Source organism: Streptomyces sp. NPDC059668, assembly GCF_042734135.1.
Taxonomy (GTDB): Bacteria; Actinomycetota; Actinomycetes; order Streptomycetales; family Streptomycetaceae; genus Streptomyces.
This window is the reverse complement of the sequence record NZ_JBHWEL010000009.1, coordinates 155,505-177,969: the sequence shown is the minus strand read 5'-3', so window position 1 is coordinate 177,969 and position 22,465 is coordinate 155,505. Positions and strand designations below refer to the sequence as shown.

13 protein-coding genes are annotated in these 22,465 nt (G+C 72.2%); all 13 read left to right on the top strand.

The window, feature by feature from the left end; all coding sequences use genetic code 11:
• Positions 1 to 201: 201 nt before the first annotated feature.
• The 13 genes from ACFV2J_RS10285 to ACFV2J_RS10225 all read left to right on the top strand — a co-directional run bounded on the left by ACFV2J_RS10285 (position 202) and on the right by ACFV2J_RS10225 (position 22,465).
• Positions 202 to 4,569, top strand: a complete 4,368-nt coding sequence (locus ACFV2J_RS10285; RefSeq protein ID WP_385438097.1) for a molybdopterin-dependent oxidoreductase — start codon at positions 202 to 204, stop codon at positions 4,567 to 4,569.
• Positions 4,570 to 4,768: 199 nt separating this feature from the next.
• A complete protein-coding gene (locus ACFV2J_RS10280; RefSeq protein WP_385086616.1) occupies positions 4,769 to 5,188 on the top strand; it encodes a molybdopterin-binding protein in 420 nt (139 codons plus the stop codon).
• Positions 5,189 to 5,291: 103 nt separating this feature from the next.
• A complete protein-coding gene (locus ACFV2J_RS10275; RefSeq protein ID WP_385086618.1) occupies positions 5,292 to 6,998 on the top strand; it encodes a hypothetical protein in 1,707 nt (568 codons plus the stop codon).
• A gap of 136 nt (positions 6,999 to 7,134) precedes the next feature.
• The gene (locus tag ACFV2J_RS10270) at positions 7,135 to 7,545 is read left to right on the top strand and encodes a hypothetical protein (protein ID WP_385086621.1); all 411 of its coding nucleotides are present in this window, start codon (positions 7,135 to 7,137) and stop codon (positions 7,543 to 7,545) included.
• On the top strand, positions 7,542 to 8,201 hold the full coding sequence (locus ACFV2J_RS10265) for a hypothetical protein (protein WP_385086624.1): 660 nt from the start codon (positions 7,542 to 7,544) through the stop codon (positions 8,199 to 8,201). The genes ACFV2J_RS10270 and ACFV2J_RS10265 overlap by 4 nt, the downstream gene beginning before the upstream one ends.
• A gap of 2 nt (positions 8,202 to 8,203) precedes the next feature.
• Positions 8,204 to 12,970, top strand: coding sequence for a putative T7SS-secreted protein (locus tag ACFV2J_RS10260; protein ID WP_385086626.1), 4,767 nt, complete (start codon positions 8,204 to 8,206; stop codon positions 12,968 to 12,970).
• Positions 12,971 to 12,977: 7 nt separating this feature from the next.
• Positions 12,978 to 13,736 carry a hypothetical protein gene (locus ACFV2J_RS10255; protein ID WP_385438092.1) on the top strand — a complete coding sequence of 253 codons (759 nt, stop codon included), beginning with the start codon at positions 12,978 to 12,980 and terminating at the stop codon, positions 13,734 to 13,736.
• 293 nt (positions 13,737 to 14,029) lie between these two features.
• Positions 14,030 to 14,800: a hypothetical protein gene (locus ACFV2J_RS10250; RefSeq protein WP_385086631.1), complete on the top strand. Its 771-nt coding sequence runs from the start codon at positions 14,030 to 14,032 to the stop codon at positions 14,798 to 14,800.
• Between the two features lie 660 nt (positions 14,801 to 15,460).
• Positions 15,461 to 16,939, top strand: coding sequence for a sugar transferase (locus ACFV2J_RS10245; RefSeq protein WP_385438089.1), 1,479 nt, complete (start codon positions 15,461 to 15,463; stop codon positions 16,937 to 16,939).
• A 70-nt stretch (positions 16,940 to 17,009) separates the two neighbouring features.
• Positions 17,010 to 18,329 (top strand): nucleotide sugar dehydrogenase, encoded by a 1,320-nt coding sequence (locus tag ACFV2J_RS10240; protein WP_385086636.1) that lies wholly within the window; start codon positions 17,010 to 17,012, stop codon positions 18,327 to 18,329.
• Positions 18,319 to 19,584, top strand: a complete 1,266-nt coding sequence (locus ACFV2J_RS10235; RefSeq protein WP_385086639.1) for a glycosyltransferase family 4 protein — start codon at positions 18,319 to 18,321, stop codon at positions 19,582 to 19,584. The genes ACFV2J_RS10240 and ACFV2J_RS10235 overlap by 11 nt, the downstream gene beginning before the upstream one ends.
• The gene (locus tag ACFV2J_RS10230; protein WP_385086642.1) at positions 19,581 to 20,948 is read left to right on the top strand and encodes a Wzz/FepE/Etk N-terminal domain-containing protein; all 1,368 of its coding nucleotides are present in this window, start codon (positions 19,581 to 19,583) and stop codon (positions 20,946 to 20,948) included. The genes ACFV2J_RS10235 and ACFV2J_RS10230 overlap by 4 nt, the downstream gene beginning before the upstream one ends.
• The gene (locus tag ACFV2J_RS10225; protein ID WP_385438084.1) at positions 20,945 to 22,465 is read left to right on the top strand and encodes a Wzz/FepE/Etk N-terminal domain-containing protein; all 1,521 of its coding nucleotides are present in this window, start codon (positions 20,945 to 20,947) and stop codon (positions 22,463 to 22,465) included. The genes ACFV2J_RS10230 and ACFV2J_RS10225 overlap by 4 nt, the downstream gene beginning before the upstream one ends.

Sequence of the window (22,465 nt, the reverse complement as noted above, 5' to 3'; positions counted from 1 at the left end):
TCTTACGCATGGTCACCCGTTCGGCCCAACAGCGACACGGTCCGCGAGCCACGGGCCGTCATTTCCGGGGCCTCACACGGCCCTTCACCCGGCTGTGCAGCGCGCGTAACCCCTCACGATCAAGGGCCGTGACATCGACGTAACGGGCAATTCGTACGCTCGACCGGGTCGCGTACCGGCGAGAGAAGAGAGGCACCGTCCGTGACGGCACAGGGTCCGCGGGCCGGCACCACACAGGTGCGGACCGTCTGCTCGTACTGCGGTGTGGGCTGTGGTCTGGTCCTCGACATCGGCGCGGGTCCCGACGGACGGCGCACGGTCCTGAAGGCGTCCGGTGACAAGGAGCACCCCGCGAACTCGGGCCGGCTGTGCACCAAGGGCGCGACGACGGCCGACATGCTCGCCGCGCCCGGCCGGCTGACCACGGCGCTCCTGCGGGCCGGGCGCGGCGAGGAGGCGAGGCCCGTGCCCGTCGACACGGCGCTCGCCGAGACCGCCCGGCGGCTGCGCGCGATCCTCGACGAGCACGGACCGGACTCCGTCGCCTTCTACGTCTCCGGACAGATGAGCCTGGAGGCGCAGTACCTGGCGAACAAGCTGGCCAAGGGCTTCGTACGGACGAACCAGATCGAGTCCAACTCCCGGCTGTGCATGGCGAGCGCGGGCGCCGGATACAAACTGTCCCTGGGCGCCGACGGGCCTCCGGGCTCGTACGACGATCTCGACCGCGCCGACGTCTTCCTGGTCATCGGCTCGAACATGGCCGACTGTCATCCCGTCCTCTTCCTGCGGCTCATGGAGCGCGTCAAGGCGGGCGCCCGGCTGATCGTCGTCGACCCGCGGCGCACCGCGACGGCGGCGAAGGCCGATCTGTTCCTGCGGATCCGGCCGGGCACCGACCTCGCGCTGCTCAACGGTCTGCTGTACCTGCTGCACGAGGGCGGGCACACGGACACGGAGTTCATCGCCCGGCACACCGAGGGCTGGGAGGCGATGCCCGCGTTCCTCGCCGGCTATCCGCCCGCCGTGGTCGCCTCGGTCACCGGCATCCCCGAGGAGGACATCCGGGCGGCGGCGCGGCTGATCGGTGAGGCCGGCGAGTGGACGAGCTGCTGGACGATGGGGCTCAACCAGTCCACGCACGGCACCTGGAACACCAACGCCCTGGTCAACCTGCACCTCGCGACGGGGGCCATCTGCCGTCCGGGAAGCGGGCCGTTCTCCCTCACCGGGCAGCCCAACGCCATGGGCGGGCGCGAGATGGGATACATGGGGCCGGGGCTGCCCGGACAACGGTCGGTGCTGGTGGACGACGAGCGGGCCTTCGTCGAGGAGTTGTGGGGGCTGCCGGACGGAACCATCCGCGAGGACGGGGTGGGGCGGGGCACCGTCGAGATGTTCCGGAGGATGGCCGACGGCGACATCAAGGCCTGCTGGATCATCTGCACCAACCCCGTCGCCTCCGTGGCCAACCGCCGCACGGTCGTCGAGGCGCTCGAGGCCGCCGAGTTCGTCGTCACCCAGGACGTGTTCGCCGAGACCGAGACCAACGCGTACGCCGATGTCGTCCTGCCCGGCGCGCTGTGGACGGAGACGGATGGCGTCCTCGTCAACAGCGAACGCACGCTCACCCTGGCCCTGCAGGCCGTCGACCCGCCCGGCGAGGCGATGGCGGACTGGCGCATCATCGCGGCCGTCGCCCGCGCGATGGGCTACGAGGAGGGGTTCTCCTACGAAAGCGCGGAGCAGGTCTTCGAGGAGATCAAGCGGGCCTGGAACCCGAGAACGGGGTGGGATCTGCGGGGCGCGTCGTACGAACGGCTGCGGGGCGGGCCCGTGCAGTGGCCCGTCGCCGAGGCGGACGGGCCGCGGCGCAGTCCGATCCGGTACCGGCGGGGCGCGCACCTGTCGTTCCCGACGGCGAGCGGGCGGGCGGTGTTCCACGCGCGGCCGCATCTGCCGCCCGCCGAGATGCCCGACGACGACTATCCGTTCGTCCTCAACACCGGGCGGCTGCCGCACCAGTGGCACACGCTGACCAGGACGGGGAAGGTGGCGAGGCTCAACAGGCTCAATCCTGGCCCGTTCGTGGAAGTGCACCCGCGGGACGCGGAGTCCCTCGGGATCGTGGAGGGCGACTCGGTGGAGGTCGCCTCCCGGCGGGGGCGGGCGGTGCTGCCGGCGGTGGTCACGGAACGGGTGCAGCCGGGGTGCGTGTTCGCTCCCTTCCACTGGAACGACCTGTTCGGGGAGTACCTGAGCATCAACGCGGTGACCGGCGACGCGGTGGACCCGGTGTCGTTCCAGCCGGAGTTCAAGGTGTGCGCGGTGTCGCTGACGCGGACGCGTGGCGCGTCCGCCGCGGGCCGGACGGATCCCCTCGTGGAGCCGAGGAATCCCGTCGCCGGGCTCGCGGATCCCGCCGACGGCCGGGACGCCGTCGTGCGGGCGAGTCCCGCCGTCCCGCCCCCGGGGGCCCTTCCCCGGGCGGTGTCCCCCCGCGACTTGGGACTGGAGCCCGCGCCGCCGCCCGTCCTGTCCTCCGCCGAACGGCACTACCTCACCGGCTTCCTGGCCGGGCTCGGTTCCGGCCTGCCCGGTGTACCCGTCCTCCCTCCGGACGCCCCCCTCACACCCGAGCACGCGCTCTGGGTCGACGGCGCGCTCGCCGGGATGTACTCCCGCTCGACGCTCCCCGCCGTCCCCGCCCCCACCTCCGCGCCGTCCCCGGCTCCGTCCCCGGCTCCGGCTCCGGCGGCCCGCGACGTCGTGGTGCTGTGGGCCTCGCAGACCGGCAACGCGGAGGACTGCGCCGCCTCCGCCGTCGAACGGCTCGGCGCGAAGGGGTACCAGGCACGGCTGGTCGGGATGGACGAGACGGACCCGCGCTCGCTCGCCGGCGGCGCCGATCTCCTCTTCGTCACCAGCACGTTCGGGGACGGCGACGCGCCCGACAACGGGGCCGGCCTGTGGGACACCCTGTCCGGGCACGAGGCCCCGCGCCTGGACGGGGTGCGCTACTCCGTGCTGGCGCTCGGCGACTCCTCGTACGGCGACTTCTGCGGTCACGGCCGCCGACTGGACGCGCGGCTCGACGAGTTGGGCGCCGTACGGCTGACTCCCCGTACGGACTGCGAACCGGAGTACGGGCCGTCCGCGGACGGCTGGCTGGAGCGGATCCTCACCGCGCTCGCCGCGGGGGCGGAACCTGCTCCCGACGCGGGGGCGAAGCGCACCCTGGGTGCTGGGGCGGAGTCCGCTCTCGGCACGGGGCCGGAGCCCACCCTCGGCGCTGGGCCGGAGTCCACTCTCGGCGCCGAGACGGGCTCCACCTCGGGCACCGAAGCGGGCCCCGCCTCGGGCGCTGGGGCGGAGTCCGCTCTCGGCGGGGACGAGGAGCCGCCCAAGGTGTCCCGGCCGGCTCGGGCCGCTCGTGCGGCCCGGTCCGGGCCGGCCGCCGGCACCGCCCTGCTCACCGGCAACCGGCTGCTCAGTCTGCCCGGCGCCGGCAAGGAGGTCCGCCGGTTCACCTTCGACACCCGGGAGAGCGAGAGCCCCCTGACGTACGAGGCGGGGGACGCCCTCGGCGTACGGCCCGTCAACTCGCCCCGCCTCGTGGCCGAGTGGCTGGACGTCACCGGAGCGCACGGGCCGACTCCGGTGGAGATCGCGGGCGTCGGGGAGATCCCTTTCGAGGAGGCACTCCTCCGGCATCTGGACATCACCCGGATCACCCCGGGCCTGCTGCGTTTCGTCGGTGAACGGGCCGGGGACGGGCGGGAGTTGCGCAAACTGCTGCGGCCGGACAACAAAGGCGACCTGGCCCGGTGGTCGTGGGGCCGGCAGTCCGTGGACGTGGTGTCCGAGCACCCGGTGCGTGCCTCGGCCCGCGAGTGGACGGAGGTGTTCGGCAAGCTGCGCCCGCGGTTGTACTCGATCTCGTCCAGTCCGCTCGTCGACCCGCACCTGATCGCCCTGACCGTCTCCGTCGTGCGCTACGAGAATCCTCGCGGTCGGCCGCGCGGCGGTGTGTGCTCGCCCTTCCTGGCCGACGCCGGGCCGGGGGCGCGCGTGCCGGTCTTCGTCCAGCGGTCGCCGCACTTCAGGCCGCCGGCGGACGCTACGACCCCGATGGTGATGGTGGGACCAGGCACCGGGGTCGCGCCGTTCCTCGGTTTCCTGGAGGAGCGGCGGGCGCTGGGACACCGGGCACCGAACTGGCTGTTCTTCGGCGAGCAGCACCGCGCCACCGACTTCCACCACCGGCGTGAGCTCACCGCGCTGCTCGACGACGGCACGCTCAGCCGCCTCGACACGGCGTTCTCGCGCGACCAGCGCGGCAAGGTCTACGTGCAGGACCGGATGCGCGAACACGGGCCCGAGCTCTGGCACTGGCTCCAGAGCGGCGCCCGCCTGTACGTGTGCGGGGACGCCGCACGGATGGCCAAGGACGTCGACCGGGCGCTGCGGGACATCGCCGTCACCCACGGCGGCCTGGGCGAGGCGGAGGCCGCCGCCCGCATCAGACAGCTCGCGGCGGACAAACGGTACGTCCGGGACGTGTACTGACGGGACGACAGGACGGCAGGACGACAGGACGGCGACGGCGGGACGGGCCAGCCGGGCAGAGCACGACGACGGATCCTGGACCCATCCGGATTTCGGGGACGCTTCACGGGAGACACGGACCGTGACGTCCACCCCACACGCCTCGCGGTGCACATAATTGCCGGAAACCGACTATCCGGACCGCAATCGAGGCGCACCCATGAGCCTGAGCATCCGCAACCAGCTCCCCGGCACCGTCACCTCCGTCACCTCGGGCGAGGTGATGGCGACGGTCAGGCTCCGTCTCGACGGCGGCCAGGACCTGACCGCGGCCATCACCGCGGAGGCCGTCGAGGACCTGGGCCTCGCCACGGGGTCCGTGGTCCGCGCCCTGGTCAAGTCGACGGAGGTGTCCCTGGCCACCGGCCCGGTCGAGGGGGTGAGCATCCGCAACCAGCTCCCCGGCACCGTCACCGACGTCGCCACCGGGGGTGCGATGGCCCGGGTCAAGCTCGCGGTCGCGGGGGCCGAACTGACCTCCGCGATCACCCGGGACGCGGCCACCGAACTGGGCCTGACGCCGGGCTCCGCGGTCGTGGCGCTCATCAAGTCCACCGAGGTCTCCCTCTCCCACGCATGAGCCGACGACACGCTTCTTACCGCCCTCACACCGGACTCTTCACGTCCGCCGACACGGCCCTCAACTGCGGGAATTACCGTCCGAACCCGTGTACTTGGCAGACATGAGGCCGTCGACCACCCGCCTACGGGCCCGCACCGAGGCGCCCGCGGAAGAGGCGCCCGCGCAGTGGCACCGCGTGCTGACCCTGCTCGCCGACATCAGTCTCTTCATCGGCACCCGCCCGATGTGGACGGCGGCGGCGAGCCACCGGCTCCCCGTCGCGGCGGTCATCTCGGTCTGCTACGCCTCGATCCTGGTGACCGGCGTGGTGACCCTGGTCGCGCGCCGCTCCCGCACGCTGGCCCGCCTCGACCTCGTCGTCCTGCTGACGGCGGTGACCCTCGCCGTGTGCGGGTACGCCATGTACCACGGGGGCGGGGACGAGTCGTCCCTCACCACGCAGGCCGCGCGCGAGTTCGTCGCCGGTCATCATGTCTACGGACAGCCGTGGCCGTGGCTCTTCTCCCAGCCCGGCGTCGCCCTCACCCCGACGATGACCGGCGGCTACGACTTCACGTACGGCTATCCGCCGCTGCCCCTGCTGCTCACCGCGCCCCTGCTCCGGGTCGGGCACGGGGCGGCCCCGGCGGTCCTGGTCAGTACGGTGGCCCTGATCGTGGCCACGATCGTGATGTGGCGGATGCTGCCCGTTCAGTGGCGCTCGGCGGCCACGCTGGTCTGCCTCGGTCTCGGTCTGCTGCCGGCGTACGCCCGGCTCGGCTACCCGGCGATCGTCGCCTGCGCCTTCCTCGTCCCGGTGGTGGTGGGCTGGCCCCGCATGGGCTACGGCGGCCGGGCGGACTGGGCACGGGCGGCGTGTCTGGGCGCTGCCTGCGCCTCCCAGCAGCTGCCGTGGTTCCTCACACCGTTCCTGCTGGCCGGTGTCTACGCCCTGCGCCGTGCCGATCTCGGCCCGCGTGGTGCCGCGGTGGCCGTGGGCAGGATCGTCGGCGTGGCCGCCACGACCTGGCTGCTGATCAACGCGTACTTCATCGTGAGCGAGCCGCGTACCTGGTTCGAGGGGATCGTGCTGCCCCTCACCCAGCAGGCGAATCTCCACGGTCAGGGCCTGGTCGGCGTATCGCTCTACTTCACCGACGGCAGCGGCCGGCTGGCCTGGTACTCGCACGCGAGCCTGCTCCTGGCCGCGGGCCTGCTGGGACTCTTCGTGCTCTTCGTACGACGGCTCGGGCCCGCGGCGACGGTGCTGCCCTGGTGCGCGTTCTACGTGGCGACGCGCTCCCAGGACGGCTACTACCTGATGATGACGCCGCTGTGGCTGGCCGCCGCCGTCACCGCGCCCCCACAGGCCTTCGCCGCCGCCTGGCAGCCCCGGCCCGCCCTGCTGCGCGGCCCCCGCCGACAGGGGGCGCGCATCGCCGCGGCCGTGCTCCTGCTGGCCCCGGCCCTGGCGGCGACGGCCCTGGCGGTGACGGGATCGCCGCCCCTGCGGATGGAGCTCATGGGCGCCCGCCGGGCCACGAAGGCCGTGACGGCGCTCACCGTGCGCGTCACCAACCTCGGCGACACGGCCCTCAGTCCGCACTTCACCCTCACCACCGGCCAGGGCATGGGCCGCTACTGGTCCATCGCCTCCGGGCCCGCCACCCTCGGCCGGCACGCGTCGGCCCGCTACGAGATCCTGCCGCCCGACGGCAAGTTCACCGTCCCCGGGTCCGGAGTACGTATCCGTCTGCGGGCGGTCTCCGCCTCCCCCATGACACTGTCCAGCACGGACATCCGGCTGACGCCCGCGAGCGGCCGCTAGAAGCAGTGCCTGTCCGACCGACGGGCCCGTACGAGAACGGGAACGAGAACCGCCCCCTCCTTCCCACGCGTCCCACCCTGTGGTGCGATCGGTCGGCCAAGACCTGCGACCAGTCACTCAGGACCGGGGAGGAATCGTGCAGCAGCCCAGGGCGGCGTTGGCGGAGCGCATCGCCGAACGGAGAAGGGGAGGTGACGACCCCCGTGCGCTGATCGGCGAGATGCGGCGCTCCGTCCTTCTGGTGCCGGTGGCCGGCGGAGGCCTCTGGTCGGTGCGTTCCGGCGGGGTGCGGTGGATCTGCGGGTTCACCGACGAGACCGCGCTGGCCCGGTTCGCCCTGCGCCACGGACCCGGTGATCAGCCCATGGACTACGCGGCGTTGCGGGGCGCGCGCATCGTCGACGAGATCGTGCCCGCTCTCGGCGAGCCCGCCGGTCTCGCCGTCGACATCGCCACCGAGGACGGGTCGATGTTCTTCCCGCCGGTCGTCGGCATCGTGGCGGACGCGGTCGCCGTGGACGCGGGCGCGAGGGGGGCGGGGGCATGAGCGGCGACGAAGCGGACCTGCATCTCGACAAGGCCTCGGTCGCCAAGTTCACCCAGGGCATGGGGGCGACGATCGACGGGCTCGGTGAACTCGGCGGCCCCACCGGTGCGGTGATGGGCAAGGGTTTCTCGGGACTGGCGATGACCGGGATGGAGGCGGGGCACCACGGGCTCTCGGTCGACTTCGAGGACTTCTGCGAGCGCTGGGAATGGGGCGTGCGCGCCCTGGTGCGGGACGCGAGCGCCATCGCGAACCGCCTCGGCCTGGCGGCGGGCACCGTGTGGGAGGAGGACCAGTACATCGGGAACTCCCTCAAGGTGGGCGCCAATTCGCTGTTCGGCGGGAACCCGCACGCGAGCGAGGAGGACATCGCCAAGCAGGACTGGGGCGACATCTTCACCCCGGACTACCTGAACCCGGACTGGAGCGCCGAGTCGTTCGACAAGGCCGGTCAGGACATGGAGCAGACCTGGAAGGACACCGGCCGCACCGTTCTCACCGAGGGTCAGGGCGGCCGGCAGTCGGAGGTGCTCAACCACGCGTTGGGCATCTCCGACGACCGGTGGAACCAGGCGCTGGACGACACCTTCGGCCCCTCGCCGGACGAACGCGCCCAGCAGGAACAGCCGCCGCAGGGTGAGTCCGGGGGGAACTGAACGTGGGTATAGGCGACTTCATCAGCGACCTCACGCCCGACGCGGTCGAGAACGCGGTCGAGGACGGCGTCGAGTGGGCCGGGAACCGGGTCGAGGACGCGGGCAACTGGACCGCCGACCGCCTGGACGACGTCGGCTGGGAGTCCGGCGCGGACTGGGTGCGCGAACAGTCCCGTTCGGTCGCCAACCGGATGGGCGCCGAGGTCGACGAGATGGACCTCGGGCAGACCGAGGACAAGACCAAGCTGATCTACGGCAGTCCGGGGAAGATCAACTCCACGGCCGAGAAGCTCCGCGCCTTCGAGTCGGCCTTCGACGACACCGGCGACGGCCTCAGGGGCCTCGACTCGTCCCGGCTCAAGGGCGAGACGGCCGAAGCGCTGCGCACCGCGGTGGGCAAGCAGCCGCACAAGTGGTACTCGGCCGGCGAAGCCTGTGTGAAGGCGATCGGCGCGCTGGAGGCGTTCGCCGACACGGTCACCTGGGCGCAGGGACAGGCGCAGACGGCGATCGACAAGTGGAAGGAGGGCGTCAAGGCTTCCGAGGGCGCCGCCGACGCCCACCGCAAGAAGGTCGACGACTACAACAGCGCCGTCGACCGCTACAACGCCCAGCCCGCCGACAAGCGCGACCCGGCCTCGCTCCCGCCCAGGCCCGCGGCGACCTTCGACGACCCCGGCCAGAAGCTGATGAAGGACGCCCAGGACCTTCTCGCCGAGGCCCGCAAGCAGCGCAACTCGGCGGCGGAGACCGCGCGTACGGCGGTCCGCGCCGCCCGCGACATGGCCCCGGAGAAGCCGTCCTACGCCCAGCAGGCGAGCGACGGGCTCCAAGAGCTCCAGATCATGGGCGACCACGTCGGCGGCGGCCTCGTCAAGGGCACGGCGGGGCTGCTCAACTTCGTCCGCAGCGTCGACCCGATGGACCCGTACAACCTCACGCACCCGGCCGAGTACGCCACGTCCCTGAACAGCCTCGCCGCCGGTCTGGTGGTCGCCGCCAACGACCCGGTCGGCACCGGCACCCAGATGGTCAAGGACTTCATGAAGGACCCGGCCGAGGGCCTGGGCCGGCTCATCCCCGACCTGGTGCTGACCGTGGCCACGGACGGCGGCGGCGCCGCGGTGAAGGGCGCGCGCGTCGCCGAGGACGCCGCCGAGGCCGCGCGGCTGCGCAGGCTGGTCGACGACGTCCCGGACGGGACCCACCACCGGCCGGACGGCGAGCGCCTCACCGACGGCACCGACCCGGTGGACCTCGCCTCGGGCCGGATGTTCCTGCCCCAGACCGACCTCGAGATACCCGGCATCCTCCCCCTGGTCTTCACCCGCCGCACCGAGTCCGGCTGCGCGACCGGCCGCTTCCTGGGGGCCGCCTGGTCGTCCACCGTCGACGAGCGCCTGGAGGTCGACGCGGTCGGTGTCGTCCACGTCACCGCCGACGGGCTGCTCGTCCCGTACCCGCATCCCGTCCCCGGCCTGCCCACCCGGCCCCATACGGGCCGGTTCCGTACGCTCCTCTCCCGCGACGCCGACGGCGACTACGCGCTCACCGACCCCGACGCCGGTCCGACCCGTCACTTCGCCGCCCCGCCCGGCGGCGAGCCGGGCGGCGACGGTACGGCCTGGCTGTCCTGCCTCGCCGATCAGGGCGGCCACACCGTCACGGTCGACCGCGCCGAGGACGGTCTGCCGCTGGCCCTCGTCCACTCGGCGGGCCACCAGGTGCGGCTGTCCACCGACGACGGGCGGATCACGGCCCTGTCCCTGGCCGGCGCGGGCGAGAACGGCGCCGACCTGCCGTTGCTGGGCTACGGCTACGAGGACGGCGACCTCACCGCCGTCACCAGGCCTTCCGGCGCCGTCACCACGTTCGTCTACGACGACCGCCGCCGCGTCATCGCCTGGATCGACTCCAACGGACACCGCTACGACTACGTGTACGACGACCACGACCGCGTCGTCGCCGAGGGCGGAGACGCCGGCCACGTCCAGATCACCCTGGCCTACACCGGTCCGGACCCGGAGACCGGCCACCGGACCACCGTTCTGACCACCGCCGACGGCCGGGCCACCCGGCATCTGATCGGCCCCGGCTGCCGGGTCCTGGCCACCACCGACGCGCTCGGCCGCACGACCCGGTTCCGCTACGGCTCGGGCGGCGAACTGCTGTCCCGCACGGACCCGTTGGGCGCCACCACCGCCTTCACGTACGACGAGGCCGGCCGTCTGCTCACGGTCACCGACGCGGACGGCGGCGAACTACGCGTCGTACGCGGCCCGTTCGGCCTGCCCGTGGAGACCGTGGGGCCGGACGGCTCCCGCAGGACGTACACCTACGACGAGCTCGGCAACCGCACGTCGCTCATGGATCCGGCCGGACACACCACCCGCATGTCCTACGACGACGCCGGACGGCTCACCGCGGTGACCGACGCCCTCGGGAACACGACGCGCGTCAGGTGCGACGCGGCGGGACGGACCGTGGCGGTGACCGATCCGTCCGGCGCCACCACCAGCACCGAGCGCGACGGGCTCGGCCGCCCGGTCCGTACGACCGACCGGACGGGCGGCGTCACCCGCCTGGAGTGGGACGCGGACGGCCGACTCGCCCGCCGCACCGGCCCGGACGGTGCGAACGAGTCGTGGACCTACGACGGCGAGGGCAACTGCACGGCCCACACCGACGCCGTCGGAGCCGTCACGCGCTACGAATACACCCACTTCGACCTTCCGCTCGCCACCACCCGTCCCGATGGCGGCCGTTACGAGTTCGAGCACGACGCGGACCTCCGCCTCACCCGGGTCACCGGCCCGCGGGGCCCGAGCTGGACGTACGAGTACGACGCGGTCGGCAACATCGTCTCCGAGACCGACTTCGACGGGCGCACCCTGACCTACCGGGTGGACGCCGCCGGCCGTCTCGCCGCCAGGACCGACGTCCTCGGCGGCACCGTCTCCTTCGAGCGCGACGCACTCGGCCAGGTGCTCGGCAAGGCCGTCGACGGCCGGGTGACGACCTACGCGTACGACCGGGCGGGCCGCCTCCTGGAGGCGGTGGGGCCCGACAGCGAACTGCGCTACCAGTACGACCGCGACGGGCGGGTCAAGACGGAACTGGTGGACGGCCGCCCGATGCTCTACTCCTACGACGCTCAGGGCCGGCGCGTCCGTCGGACCACCCCCACCGGCCATGTCACGTCCTACGCCTACGACTCCGACGGCCTCCCCGCCCGACTGGACGCGGGTGGACAGCACATCACCTTCACCCACGACGCCGAGGGCCGCGAACTCGCCCGTGCCTTCGGGGACGCGCTCACCGTGACGTCGGCCTGGGACGAGGCCGGCCGGCTCGCCACGCAGCACTTCACCGCCGGAGCCCGCTCCGTCAACAGCCGTGCCTACGCCTACCGCGCCGACGGACACCTGCGCTCCGTCGCCGACCGGCTTTCCGGGACCCGTACGTTCGACCTGGATCCGATGGGCAGGGTGACCGCCGTCCACGCCCCGGCCTGGACGGAGCGGTACGCGTACGACGACACGGGCAACCAGACGTCCGCCTCCTGGCCCGACAGCCACCCCGGCGGCGAGTCGGTCGGCCCCCGCTCGTACGACGGCACCCGTGTCACCCGCGCCGGGGACGTCCGCTTCGAGTACGACGCCCTCGGCCGCGTCACCCTGCGCCAGAAGACCCGTCTGTCCCGCAAGCCCGACACCTGGCGCTACGAGTGGGACACGGAGAACCGGCTCACCTCCGTCACCACCCCCGACGGGACCCGCTGGAGGTACCGCTACGACCCGCTGGGCCGTCGTACGGCGAAGCAGCGTCTGGCGGCGGACGGCGTGGGCGTGGCCGAGGAGACCCGCTTCACCTGGGACGGCCTGACCCTGTGCGAACAGACCAGTCACGGAACGGACCAGCCGAACCCGGTGGCCCTCACCTGGGACCACCGCGGCCACGTCCCCCTGGCGCAGACCGAGCGCATCCTCACCGCCGACGACCGGCGGAGCGAGATCGACCGCCGCTTCTTCGCCATCGCCACGGACCTCGTCGGCACCCCCACCGAACTGATCGACGAGTCCGGCGGCATCGCGTGGCGCTCCCGGTCCACGCTGTGGGGCGCCACCGCATGGGCCCGCGACGGCATCACGTACACCCCTCTCCGTTTCCCCGGCCAGTACTACGACTCCGAGACCGGCCTCCACTACAACGTCTTCCGGCACTACGACCCGCAGACCGGGCGCTACACCTCCCCGGACCCCCTCGGCCTCGCTCCCGCCCCGAACCCCGTCGGTTACGTGGACAACCCGCTCACGGGGTGCGACCCGCTGGGCCTGATGCCCAACTACACGAAGGAGGAGAGGGCCAAGAAGCGACTCGACAAGATCGTGGACGGGGTCATCGACAGGGCTCAAAACGGCGAGATCAGGAAGCACGTCGACTACCACGGGGACACGATGCACGGTATGAGCGACGAACGGGTTCTGGAGATCCTGAAGAACCCGGACGCGGTGTACCAGTCGACGGGCACGGCCGGAAGGCTCACGTTCCGGCAGGGCGAGGACATCGTCGTGACCGACGGGCCCGGCAACACCCAGGGCCAGGCTGTCACGGCGTACGGTCCGTCAGGTGTCAAGGGCGACTCCGGAGCGCAGGCACTGGGCGGCAGGCCCACCGACCCCGGTCCACCGGTGACGCACGAGGACATCGTGGAGGGCAGAATTCCCGGTAAGGGCGGCAACCTGGCCCCCGCGGTGCGGATCAGATGAGGCAAGGATGACCATGAAACTGTCGTTCGACGGCGGCTGGCACGCCATGGTGACGGACGATCCGCTGCACATCACCCCCCGCTTCGACGGCGACTCCGTACGCGTCGTGCGCTACGCGGATGCGAAGGAACGTGAGCGGTCCGTCCTGGATACCTTCGGCAGCCAGCACCACCTGTGGGACGCGCCCGACGTCTTCCGCTTCGATCCGGCCGACCGCCAACTCGTCGCTGTCGAGCTCCAGTTGCCGGAGGAGTGCGCCTCGGCCGAGGACGCGGCCCGCCTCCCGCTCACCCTGGCGGTGCGCCCGGGCGGACTGCGCGCGGTCGAGGCCAAGGACTTCCGGCACGAGATGTGCGCGCTCCTGTGCCGCGCCCCCGGAGACGCCGTGCTGACTTCTCTGCGCGACCCCGCCGTCCTCGACGCTCCGTTGGAGGCCCGCATCGGCATCGCCCCGGACGTGGCACTCCTCGTCCAGCACGGCACCGTCGTCGGCTGGAGCCTCACGGACCCCGCCCGCTACCTGACCACGGCGTACACCGACCCCGACCCCACCCCACCGACCGACACCACCCGCCGCCTGCTCACCGACTGCCTGGACCTGATCACCCAGCCGCTGATCTACGACGTGGAAGACGGCGACCCGACCGCCCTGGCCCGCCTCCGGGCGACCGACGAGACCCTGCGCGCCCAGCGCGAGGACCGGCGCCGCGCCGACGCCCTGCTCTCGCTCATCGGCAACCTGATGGAGAGCTACGGGAACCAGTGACCTCGGAGCCGTGGCGGTGCTCCCACGCGGCCCGGTCGGTGAGATGCGACGTCCGGTACTTCCGGTGCCGGCGGCCGACGGAGGCCTGTGGTCGGTGCGTTCGGGCGGGACGGGCGGGACGGGCGACGTCATCACGGCGTACGGTTCGTCCGGCGTCAAGGGGCCCTGCGGGGCCGAGGCGCTGGGCGGTCTGAAGACCGAACCGGGTTCACCGATCACGCATGAAGACGTGGTGGAGCGCAGGATTCCAGCCAAGAACGGCCTACATGCCTCCCGGGGAGGAGTCAGACGAGGTGGCATCCACTCTGAGAATCACCCTCGACGACGACTGGACCGCGACGGTGACGGGCACTCCCCTGCACCACGCACCGCGTTTCGACTTCAGGGACTTCCGTGTGCGCGTCGCGGAGTACGCGAACGTCGAGGAACGCGGCCGGTTCCTTCTCGACACCTTCGGCAGCGGGCCCTGGCTGTGGGACACGCCTGACGAGCTCCGGTTCGACAAGGAGGAGCGGGAACTGGTCGGCGCCGAGTTCCAGATCGGCGGTGAGGCCGCCGGCCCCGAGGACTCCGCCCGCCTTCCGGCCACACCGCCCGTCCGCCCGGGCGGCCTGCGCGCGGACGTGGCCCGGGACTGCCGTCTGGAGACGACCACGGAGCTCTGCCGCGCCCCCGGGGACACCGCGCTGACCTGTCTGCGCGACCTCGACGTCCTGGACGAACCGCTGGACGCCCGCATCGGGATCGCCCCCGGTATGGCGCTCCTCGTCCAGCACGGCACCGTCGTCGGCTGGAGCCTGACCGACCCCGCCCGGTATCTCACCACCGGATTCGCCGCCCCGGATCCGGCTCCCCCCGCGCCGGCCACACGGCTCCTGTTCACCGCGTGCATGGACGTGATCACCACGCCGCTGCTCGACGACGTGAGGCGCCGGGACCCGGCCGCCCTGGCCGGGCTTCGGCGGCTCGACCACGACCTGCGGAGTCGGCGTGAGGACCGCCAACGGGCCGACGCCCTGCTCGCGTTCATCGGCGAGCTCGTCGAGGACTACGGAAAGGGCTGACGTCCGGCTTCCCACGCGCTCCCGGCCGGCACCCGGGTCACCCTCGACGGTGTGCCTCAACGCCCCTTTGTCGGGCCGCTGTTGCCGGACCGGGCGTCGCGGAGGGCCCCGCGGCTCGACGACCGCGGCCGCGAAGAGGCCACGTCCGGGCGCCGGGCGAGCCGTCGGAGCACGCGGTGACATCGGGTCTTCCGCAGGCGGTCACCTCTCGGTCAATCCGGCCTCACGGATCGAGCACAAAATACTTACATCCCTCTCTTCATACTGGCCTCGATAGTCTAGATTGACCATGCTTCAGCTGTTCGAGCACGACGCGACCAATAACGATCAATAGGTCCAGCGCTACGGAGGCAGACAGTCGCGTCCGGGCGCCAGACCTGGGGGTGATCAATTCTTGGAGCCCGCGAGGGGGCCCTGGGTGCGGGGAGCACCCGGGATTCGACGGGCCGCGCACCTCGGAAATCCGGCAGGACGTTCAAGTCCGTTGCCGCCGCGGTGGGTTGTTCAAGCAGCTGTGCGGTAGCCGGGATGTCGTGCGGGAGGCGGGGGCCTCCCGCGGGGAGGAACAGCGCGGCGTGGGGCACGGGGGGCGGGGGCCTCCCGGGGCGAGGAACAGTGCGACGCGAACACGTCGAGCCACTGGGGACCTTGGGGGGTTCTGTGCGGCAAGGGGGACTTGTCAGACCGTTTCCGTCAACGCGCGGACGTCTGACGAACGACGCAATCAGCCAGCCCGCGATCGAATGGGAGCAGCGGTACCGGCGATCCGTGATCACCAGCGACACGGTGGCCACCGCCATCGTGGTGGCGGGGATCGGCAACTTCTTCGGAGCCCGGGACGCGGCCAACTGGCATGAGAAATGGGGGATTCTCGCCTTCGGCACCGAGCTGCTGGTGCTGGGGGCCCTCGCGGTGAGCCGCTCGTGGGCTCCGGCCGTCCTCGGCCAGGGCGCCGAGGAATTCCGCCGGCTCGGACGCTCGCTGTTCACGGCGACCGTCGTGCTGGCGCTCGGCGGGATCGCGCTCACCTCGCGCAACATCAAACTCTGGATCTTCGTCGCGATCCCGGCGATCGCGATCGTCACCATGACCGCGCGATATCTGCTGCGCCTGTGGCTGCACAAACAGCGGAAGGAAGGACGGTGCCTGCGACCGGTGCTCGCTGCCGGGAGCCTGGCCACCGTCCACGACCTCATCACCCGTACCCGTAAGTTCCCGCACCTCGGCTGGCGGGTGGACGCGGTGTGCACGACGGACGGTCTCGGGGCCGACGGCGACCAGCTGGACGGAGTGCGGGTCGTCGGCCGGCTGACGGACGTCGCGGGCCACGTGCACCGCGACGGCTACCGCGTCGTCGCGGTCACACCGGACCCGCACTGGTCACCGGACCGGCTCCAGCGGCTGGCCTGGAACCTCGAAGGCAGCGACGCCGAGATGATCGTGGCCCCGGTGCTGATGGAGGTGGCCGGCCCGCGGCTGCACATCGACGCGGTGCTCGGGATCCCGCTGCTGCGGGTGAGCATGCCGACCTTCACCGGGGGCCGCCGGGCGATCAAGGGGGTCGTCGACCGGATGGGCGCGGCGATCCTGCTGCTGCTGTTCGCGCCGCTGATGGTGTGCGTCGGGCTGCTCGTGCTGATGAACAGCCGGGGCGGGGCGTTCTACCGCCAGCGCAGGGTCGGCAAGAACGGCCGCGAGTTCACCATCCTCAAGTTCCGCACCATGGTCGCCGGGGCGGACAGGGCTCGTGCCGGGCTGGCCGACCGCAACGAGGGCGCCGGCCTGCTGTTCAAGCTCCGCCGGGATCCGCGGGTGACCCGGGTGGGAGCGGTGCTGCGCCGGTACTCGATCGACGAGCTGCCGCAGCTCTTCAACGTGCTCACCGGATCGATGTCACTCGTCGGTCCGCGGCCTCCGCTGCCGGAGGAGTCCGCGGCGTACGGCCCGGACATCCGCCGGCGCCTGCTGGTCAAACCCGGGCTCACCGGCCTGTGGCAGATCAGCGGACGCAGCGACCTGTCGTGGGAGGAGGCCGTTCGGCTGGACCTGCGGTACGTGGAGGACTGGTCGCTCGCCCTGGACACGGTGATCTTGTGGAAGACGCTGCGTGCGGTGCTCTACGGGCAGGGGGCCTACTGATGCACGGGGGGCGCCGAGCCGGCGCGCGGACCGCAGGCCGCCAGGGCCTGCCTGGGGGGAGGAACGGATCATGAGAGTCAGCGTTTTCGGGCTCGGCTACGTGGGCTGCGTGTCGGCCGCGTGCCTGGCCAGCATGGGTCACGAGGTCATCGGGGTGGACGTGAACCAGGTGAAGGTCGACCTGGTCAACGACGGCAAGGCCCCGGTGGTGGAGGAACGTATCGGCGAGCTCATCGCCGAGGTCGTGCGGACCGGGGCGCTGAGCGCCACCGGTGACGTCCGCGAGGCCATCATGAACAGTGACGTGTCGCTCGTCTGCGTGGGCACGCCGTCGGAGCCCAACGGCAGCCTGTGCACCACGTACTTGGAGCGGGTCACCGAACAGATCGGCGCCGCGCTGGCCGAGCGGGGCGGGCGGCACACCGTCGTGTTCCGCAGCACCATGCTCCCGGGCACCTGCCTGAACCTGCTGGTGCCGATCCTGGAGAAGTACGTCGGCGGCACGGCCGGGGTGGACATCGGAGTCGCGGTCAACCCGGAGTTCCTGCGCGAGGGTACGAGCGTGCGGGACTTCTTCGACCCGCCCAAGACCGTCATCGGGGAGCTGGACCCGGCGAGCGGCGACGCGGTGGTGGCGCTGTACGACGGCGTACCCGGCGAGGTGTTCCGGGTGCCGGTCCCGACGGCCGAGGCGATCAAGTACGCGGACAACGCGTTCCACGGCCTCAAGATCGGCTTCGCGAACGAGCTGGGCGCGGTGTGCCAGGCGCTCGGGGTCGACTCGCACCAGGTGATGGACGTGTTCCTGGCCGACCGGAAGCTGAACATCAGCCCCGCCTACCTGCGGCCCGGCTTCGCCTTCGGCGGCTCCTGCCTGCCCAAGGACCTGCGCAGCCTGGTCCACGCGGCGCAGCGGGCCGACGTCTCGGTGCCCATCCTCTCCCATGTACTGCCCTCCAACTCCGACCATCTGCAACGCGCGGTGGAGCTGGTGGAGCGCACCGGCAAACGCCGGGTGGGCCTGTTCGGGCTGTCCTTCAAGCCCGGCACCGACGACCTCCGCGAGAGCCCGCTCGTCGAGCTGGCGGAGAGACTCTTCGGCAAGGGGTACGACCTGCGGATCCACGACGCCAACGTGAGCCTCTCCCGGCTGCTGGGAGCGAACCGCGAATACGTCGAGACCCGGCTGCCGCACCTCGCGCAACTGCTCGCGGATTCCGTCGAGGAGGTGCTCGACCACGCCGAGGTGTGCCTGGTCGGGACCAGGGATCCGGCCGTGCTGGCGGCGCTGCCCCACGGCGGCGACGGCCCGGTGATCGTCGACCTCATCCACCTTCCCGACGCCGACGAGCGCCGGACCGAACCGGGGTACATGGGCCTTGCTTGGTAACACGACCAGCGACGACCGGCCGGACCGGCGTGCGTTGATCCTTGTGGAGAACCTGTCGGTGCCGTTCGACCGGCGGGTGTGGCAGGAGTGCACGACACTGCGCGACGCGGGCTGGGAGGTGCACGTCATCTGCCCCCGCGGCACCAAGCGGGACACGGAGCCGGAGGCGGTGATCGACGGGGTGCGGATCCATCGCTACCCGTTGCGCGCGGCCACCGGAGGCCCGGCCGGCTATCTGCGGGAGTACGGATCGGCGTTGTGGCACACCGTCCGGCTGGCCCGCAAGGTCGGCCCGGTCGACGTGGTCCACGCCTGCAACCCGCCCGACCTGCTGTTCCTGCCGGCCCGGTGGATGAAGCGGCGCGGCGCACGTTTCGTCTTCGACCAGCACGACCTGGTACCCGAGCTGTACCTCTCCCGGTTCGACCGCGGCGAGGATCTGCTCTACCGCGCCGTGTGCGCGCTGGAACGGCTGACCTACCGGGCAGCGGACGTGGTGCTCGCCACGAACGAGAGCTACCGGGACGTCGCGGTGAGCCGCGGCGGCCGGCGGCCCGAGGACGTCTTCGTGGTGCGCAGCGCGCCCGACATCGACCGGTTCCACCCCGTGCCACCCGAGCCGGAGCTGAAGCGCGGCAAGCCTCATCTGCTGTGCTACCTGGGCGTGATGGGCCCGCAGGACGGCGTCGACTACGCCTTGCGGGCGCTGGCGAAGCTGCGCGACGAGCTCGGGCGGACCGACTGGCACGCGGTGTTCGTCGGCGCGGGCGACACCTTCGACGCGATGGTCGAGCTGTCCCGGCAGCTCGGGCTCTCGGACCAGGTGCAGTTCACCGGGCGCATTCCGGACGCCGATCTGGTGCGCTACCTGTCCACCGCGGACGTGTGCCTCTCCCCCGACCCGCACAACCCGCTCAACGACGTGTCCACCATGAACAAGGTCCTGGAGTACATGGTGATGGGCCGGCCGGTCGTCTCGTTCGAGCTCCGGGAGGCACGGGTCTCCGCGGGTGACGCCGCCGTCTACGCCCCCGCCAACGACGAGGCCGCGTTCGCCGGGCTCATCGCGCTGCTGCTGGACGATCCGGAGAAGCGGGCCCTGATGGGCAAGATCGGCCAGGAGCGGATCAGCGGACCGCTCTCCTGGCGCAACTCCCAGCGAGCGCTGCTCGCCGCCTACGCCGCCGCCTGCGGTGACCACGCACCGGTCCCGACGGGCGACCAGAACCATGCAGGGCGGAGGCCGCGCAGTTGAGCGACGACACGATACGCCTGGTCACGATCGGACGGATTGTCCGCCGGCGCTGGCGGCTCCTCACCATCCTCACCCTGGTGGGGGCGCTCGCCGGCTACGGCGCCTCCCTGCTGTTCCCGCCGCGCTACACGACCTCGGCGTCGGTACTGCTGCCGGGAGCGTGGGAGGAGCGCGAGCTGCTGACCCAGGAGGAGATCGCGACCAGTTCGGTGGTGGTCGACCGCGCGGCCGCCACGCTCCACTGGCCCGGGGTCAGCGGCAACGACCTGCGGGACCAGGTGGGCGCCACGGCCGCCGACGGGAACATCATCAAGATCTCGGGCACGGCCGACACCCCGCAGCGCGCACAGCAGCTCTCCGACCAGGTGGCCCAGCAGTTCGTCACCTTCGCCGCGCGGGTCGTGGACGGCAACAGCGACCCCGAAGCGGCCGAACAGCTCGACGCACTGCGGCAGACGGTGGTGCAGACCAACCGCCGCATCACCGAGCTGGCCGACGCGGCCGATCCGGGGCAGACCGTGGAGAGCGTGCAGTCCCGCACCGAGCTCGAGAAGCTGCGCACCTCGTTGCAGGAGGCCATCAACAAGCTGGACCAGGCCGGCCCGGCCGCCAACAAGGCCAACATGGTCGTCATGGGGCCGGCCGCCCGGCCGTCCGGCGAGGCACCGCCGACGAGGACGCAGCTCATCGCCGCCGGGGCGCTGCTCTTCTTCCTGCTCACGGTCGTCGGCCATCTCACCGCCGCGCGCATGAGCCGCCGGCTGCGCACCGAACCGGAGATCGCCGCGGCGCTGGGCTCGACGCTGCTGGGCACCGTCGACGTACCTGGTGAACGGTCCGCGCACCGGACGGAGGGCCGCGGCCCTCGGGCCCGGCTCCGGCGGCTGCTGGGCACCGACGTCCGGTGGGACCTGCCCACTCCGCAGACGTCCGGCGACGAGGCCGGCCGGCAGATCCGCTACCGGCGGGTGTGCGCCCGCGTCCGGGCCCAGCTCCCGGCCCCCCGGCGGCTGCTGGTCGTCGTCCCGGACGGCGACGGGATCGCCCGCCGGGCCGCCGGGCAGCTCGTCGCCGAGGCCGGAAACGATCCGACGCTGCGGGTGGTGGGGGTCTCGGTGTCCCACCCGCTGGTGCCCGACCGCGACAACGAGGCCGGTGCCCTGGTCGTGCTCAGCGCGGGCTCCTGGACCGCGGTCGAGCTCGCCGGCATCGCCGAGGCGTGCGCGGACGCCAAGCACGAGGTCCTCGGCATCGTCCTCGCGGGTCCGGTCCGGGCCCGCGCGACGCAACCCGCCGGCCGTCCTCGGGATGCCGCCGTACCCGTGTTCGCGGTGGGCGACGATGCGAAGGGAAGTTCAGGGTGACGACGAGTACGAACGCGGAGTCGTCGGCCGCCGCTCCGCTGCTGGACCTGCAGGCACTGGTGGTGGCGGTGCGCAGGCGCCGCCGCCTCTGGTGCTCCATGGCGCTGCTGGGGCTGGTCGTCGGCGCGGCGCTGGCGGTCCTGCTGCCGCCACCGCCGACCGCCGTGGCCAAGGTGCTGGTCGCGCACCAGGAGGACCAGCCGAACGACCCCGGGACGCTGATCCGCACCGACGTCGGACTGCTCCAGACCACACGGATCGCCGGCACAGCCCTGCGGTCCCTCAAGTCCCCGGACAAACCCGAGGACTTCATGCGGGACTACACGGCCGTCGGCCTGACCAACAACCTGCTCCAGATCACGGTGACGGGTGACAGCGACGCGGACGCGGTGGCCCGCGCCAAGGCGCTGGCCGACGCCTTCGTCGCGGACCACGTGAGACGGATAGAGGACGCCGCCAACGCCGAGGCCAAGGCCCTGCTCGACCAGCGCGACCGGATGCAGGGCGAACTCGCCCAGGTCAACAAGGCGATCGGGGACGGATCGTCGCAGAGCGGGCCGAAGGCCTCGGCGAACCTGGAGTCGCTCTTCGCCAGCCGGGCCGAACTCACCTCGCGCATCACCGACTTCAGCCAACGCGCCGCGGAGGCGCGCATCGGCACGCCCCAACTGGTCGCCGGCACACAGGTCGTGGACGCCCCGCGCGCGATGCGGCACTCGCTGCCCAAGGCCGCCGCCACCAACGCCGCGATCGGGCTCGTCCTCGGGCTCGTCCTCGGACTCGCGGTGGCCGCGGTCGGCACGGTGGTGGCGGACCGCCCCGTGCTGCGCCGGGACATCGCGGCGAACCTCGGCGCCTCGGTCGTCGCGGAGCTGCCCCGCCGGCCGGGCAGGCTCTGGCGACGCCGACGGACCCGGGCGGCACGCCAACGACTCACCACCTCCCTGGCCCGCACCGTGCGCGGCTGCGCGGAACCGGTGTCGCTGCTGGAACTGGGCTGTGCGCGCAGCACGAGCGACATCGCCATGGACCTGGCCAGGGCACTGGCGGCGGACGGCCCCGTGGTCGTCGTCGACGGTCTGCCCGGCTCGCAGCTCGCGGGCCGGCGCCCGAAGCCGGGAGACCCGGCCGTGGTCGGCGGCGAGCGTGCCGCGGCCGTGCCGCAACAGGAACTCCGGCTCGGCGTCGGCTCGGTGGCGCCCGGCACGGCGTGGACCGACCTCCAGTACCTCGGCACGCAGACCGTGCTCGTCGTGCGCGCCGGCCGCGGCAGCGCCGCATGGCTGCACACCGTGGCGCGGCAGCTCACGGACCAGGGCATTCCGGTGATCGGTGTGGTGCTGATCGACCCCGATCCGCGTGACCGGACCGACGGCACGCTGTGGGACGGGCTGCACACCGCCCTGCGCGGCCAGAACGAGCGGCTGGCCCGACAGAACGCGTCGGGCCCACGGCGGACGGAGCGGCTGCCGATGTGGGCGGCACGCGTCCCGGACAGCGACCAGGAGGCGAGGTAG

Coding starts and splice junctions, on each gene's coding strand:
- ACFV2J_RS10280 (WP_385086616.1), top strand. CDS start 4,769: ATGAGCCTGAGCATCCGCAACCAGCTCCCCGGCACCGTCACCTCCGTC.
- ACFV2J_RS10275 (WP_385086618.1), top strand. CDS start 5,292: ATGAGGCCGTCGACCACCCGCCTACGGGCCCGCACCGAGGCGCCCGCG.
- ACFV2J_RS10265 (WP_385086624.1), top strand. CDS start 7,542: ATGAGCGGCGACGAAGCGGACCTGCATCTCGACAAGGCCTCGGTCGCC.
- ACFV2J_RS10255 (WP_385438092.1), top strand. CDS start 12,978: ATGACCATGAAACTGTCGTTCGACGGCGGCTGGCACGCCATGGTGACG.
- ACFV2J_RS10240 (WP_385086636.1), top strand. CDS start 17,010: ATGAGAGTCAGCGTTTTCGGGCTCGGCTACGTGGGCTGCGTGTCGGCC.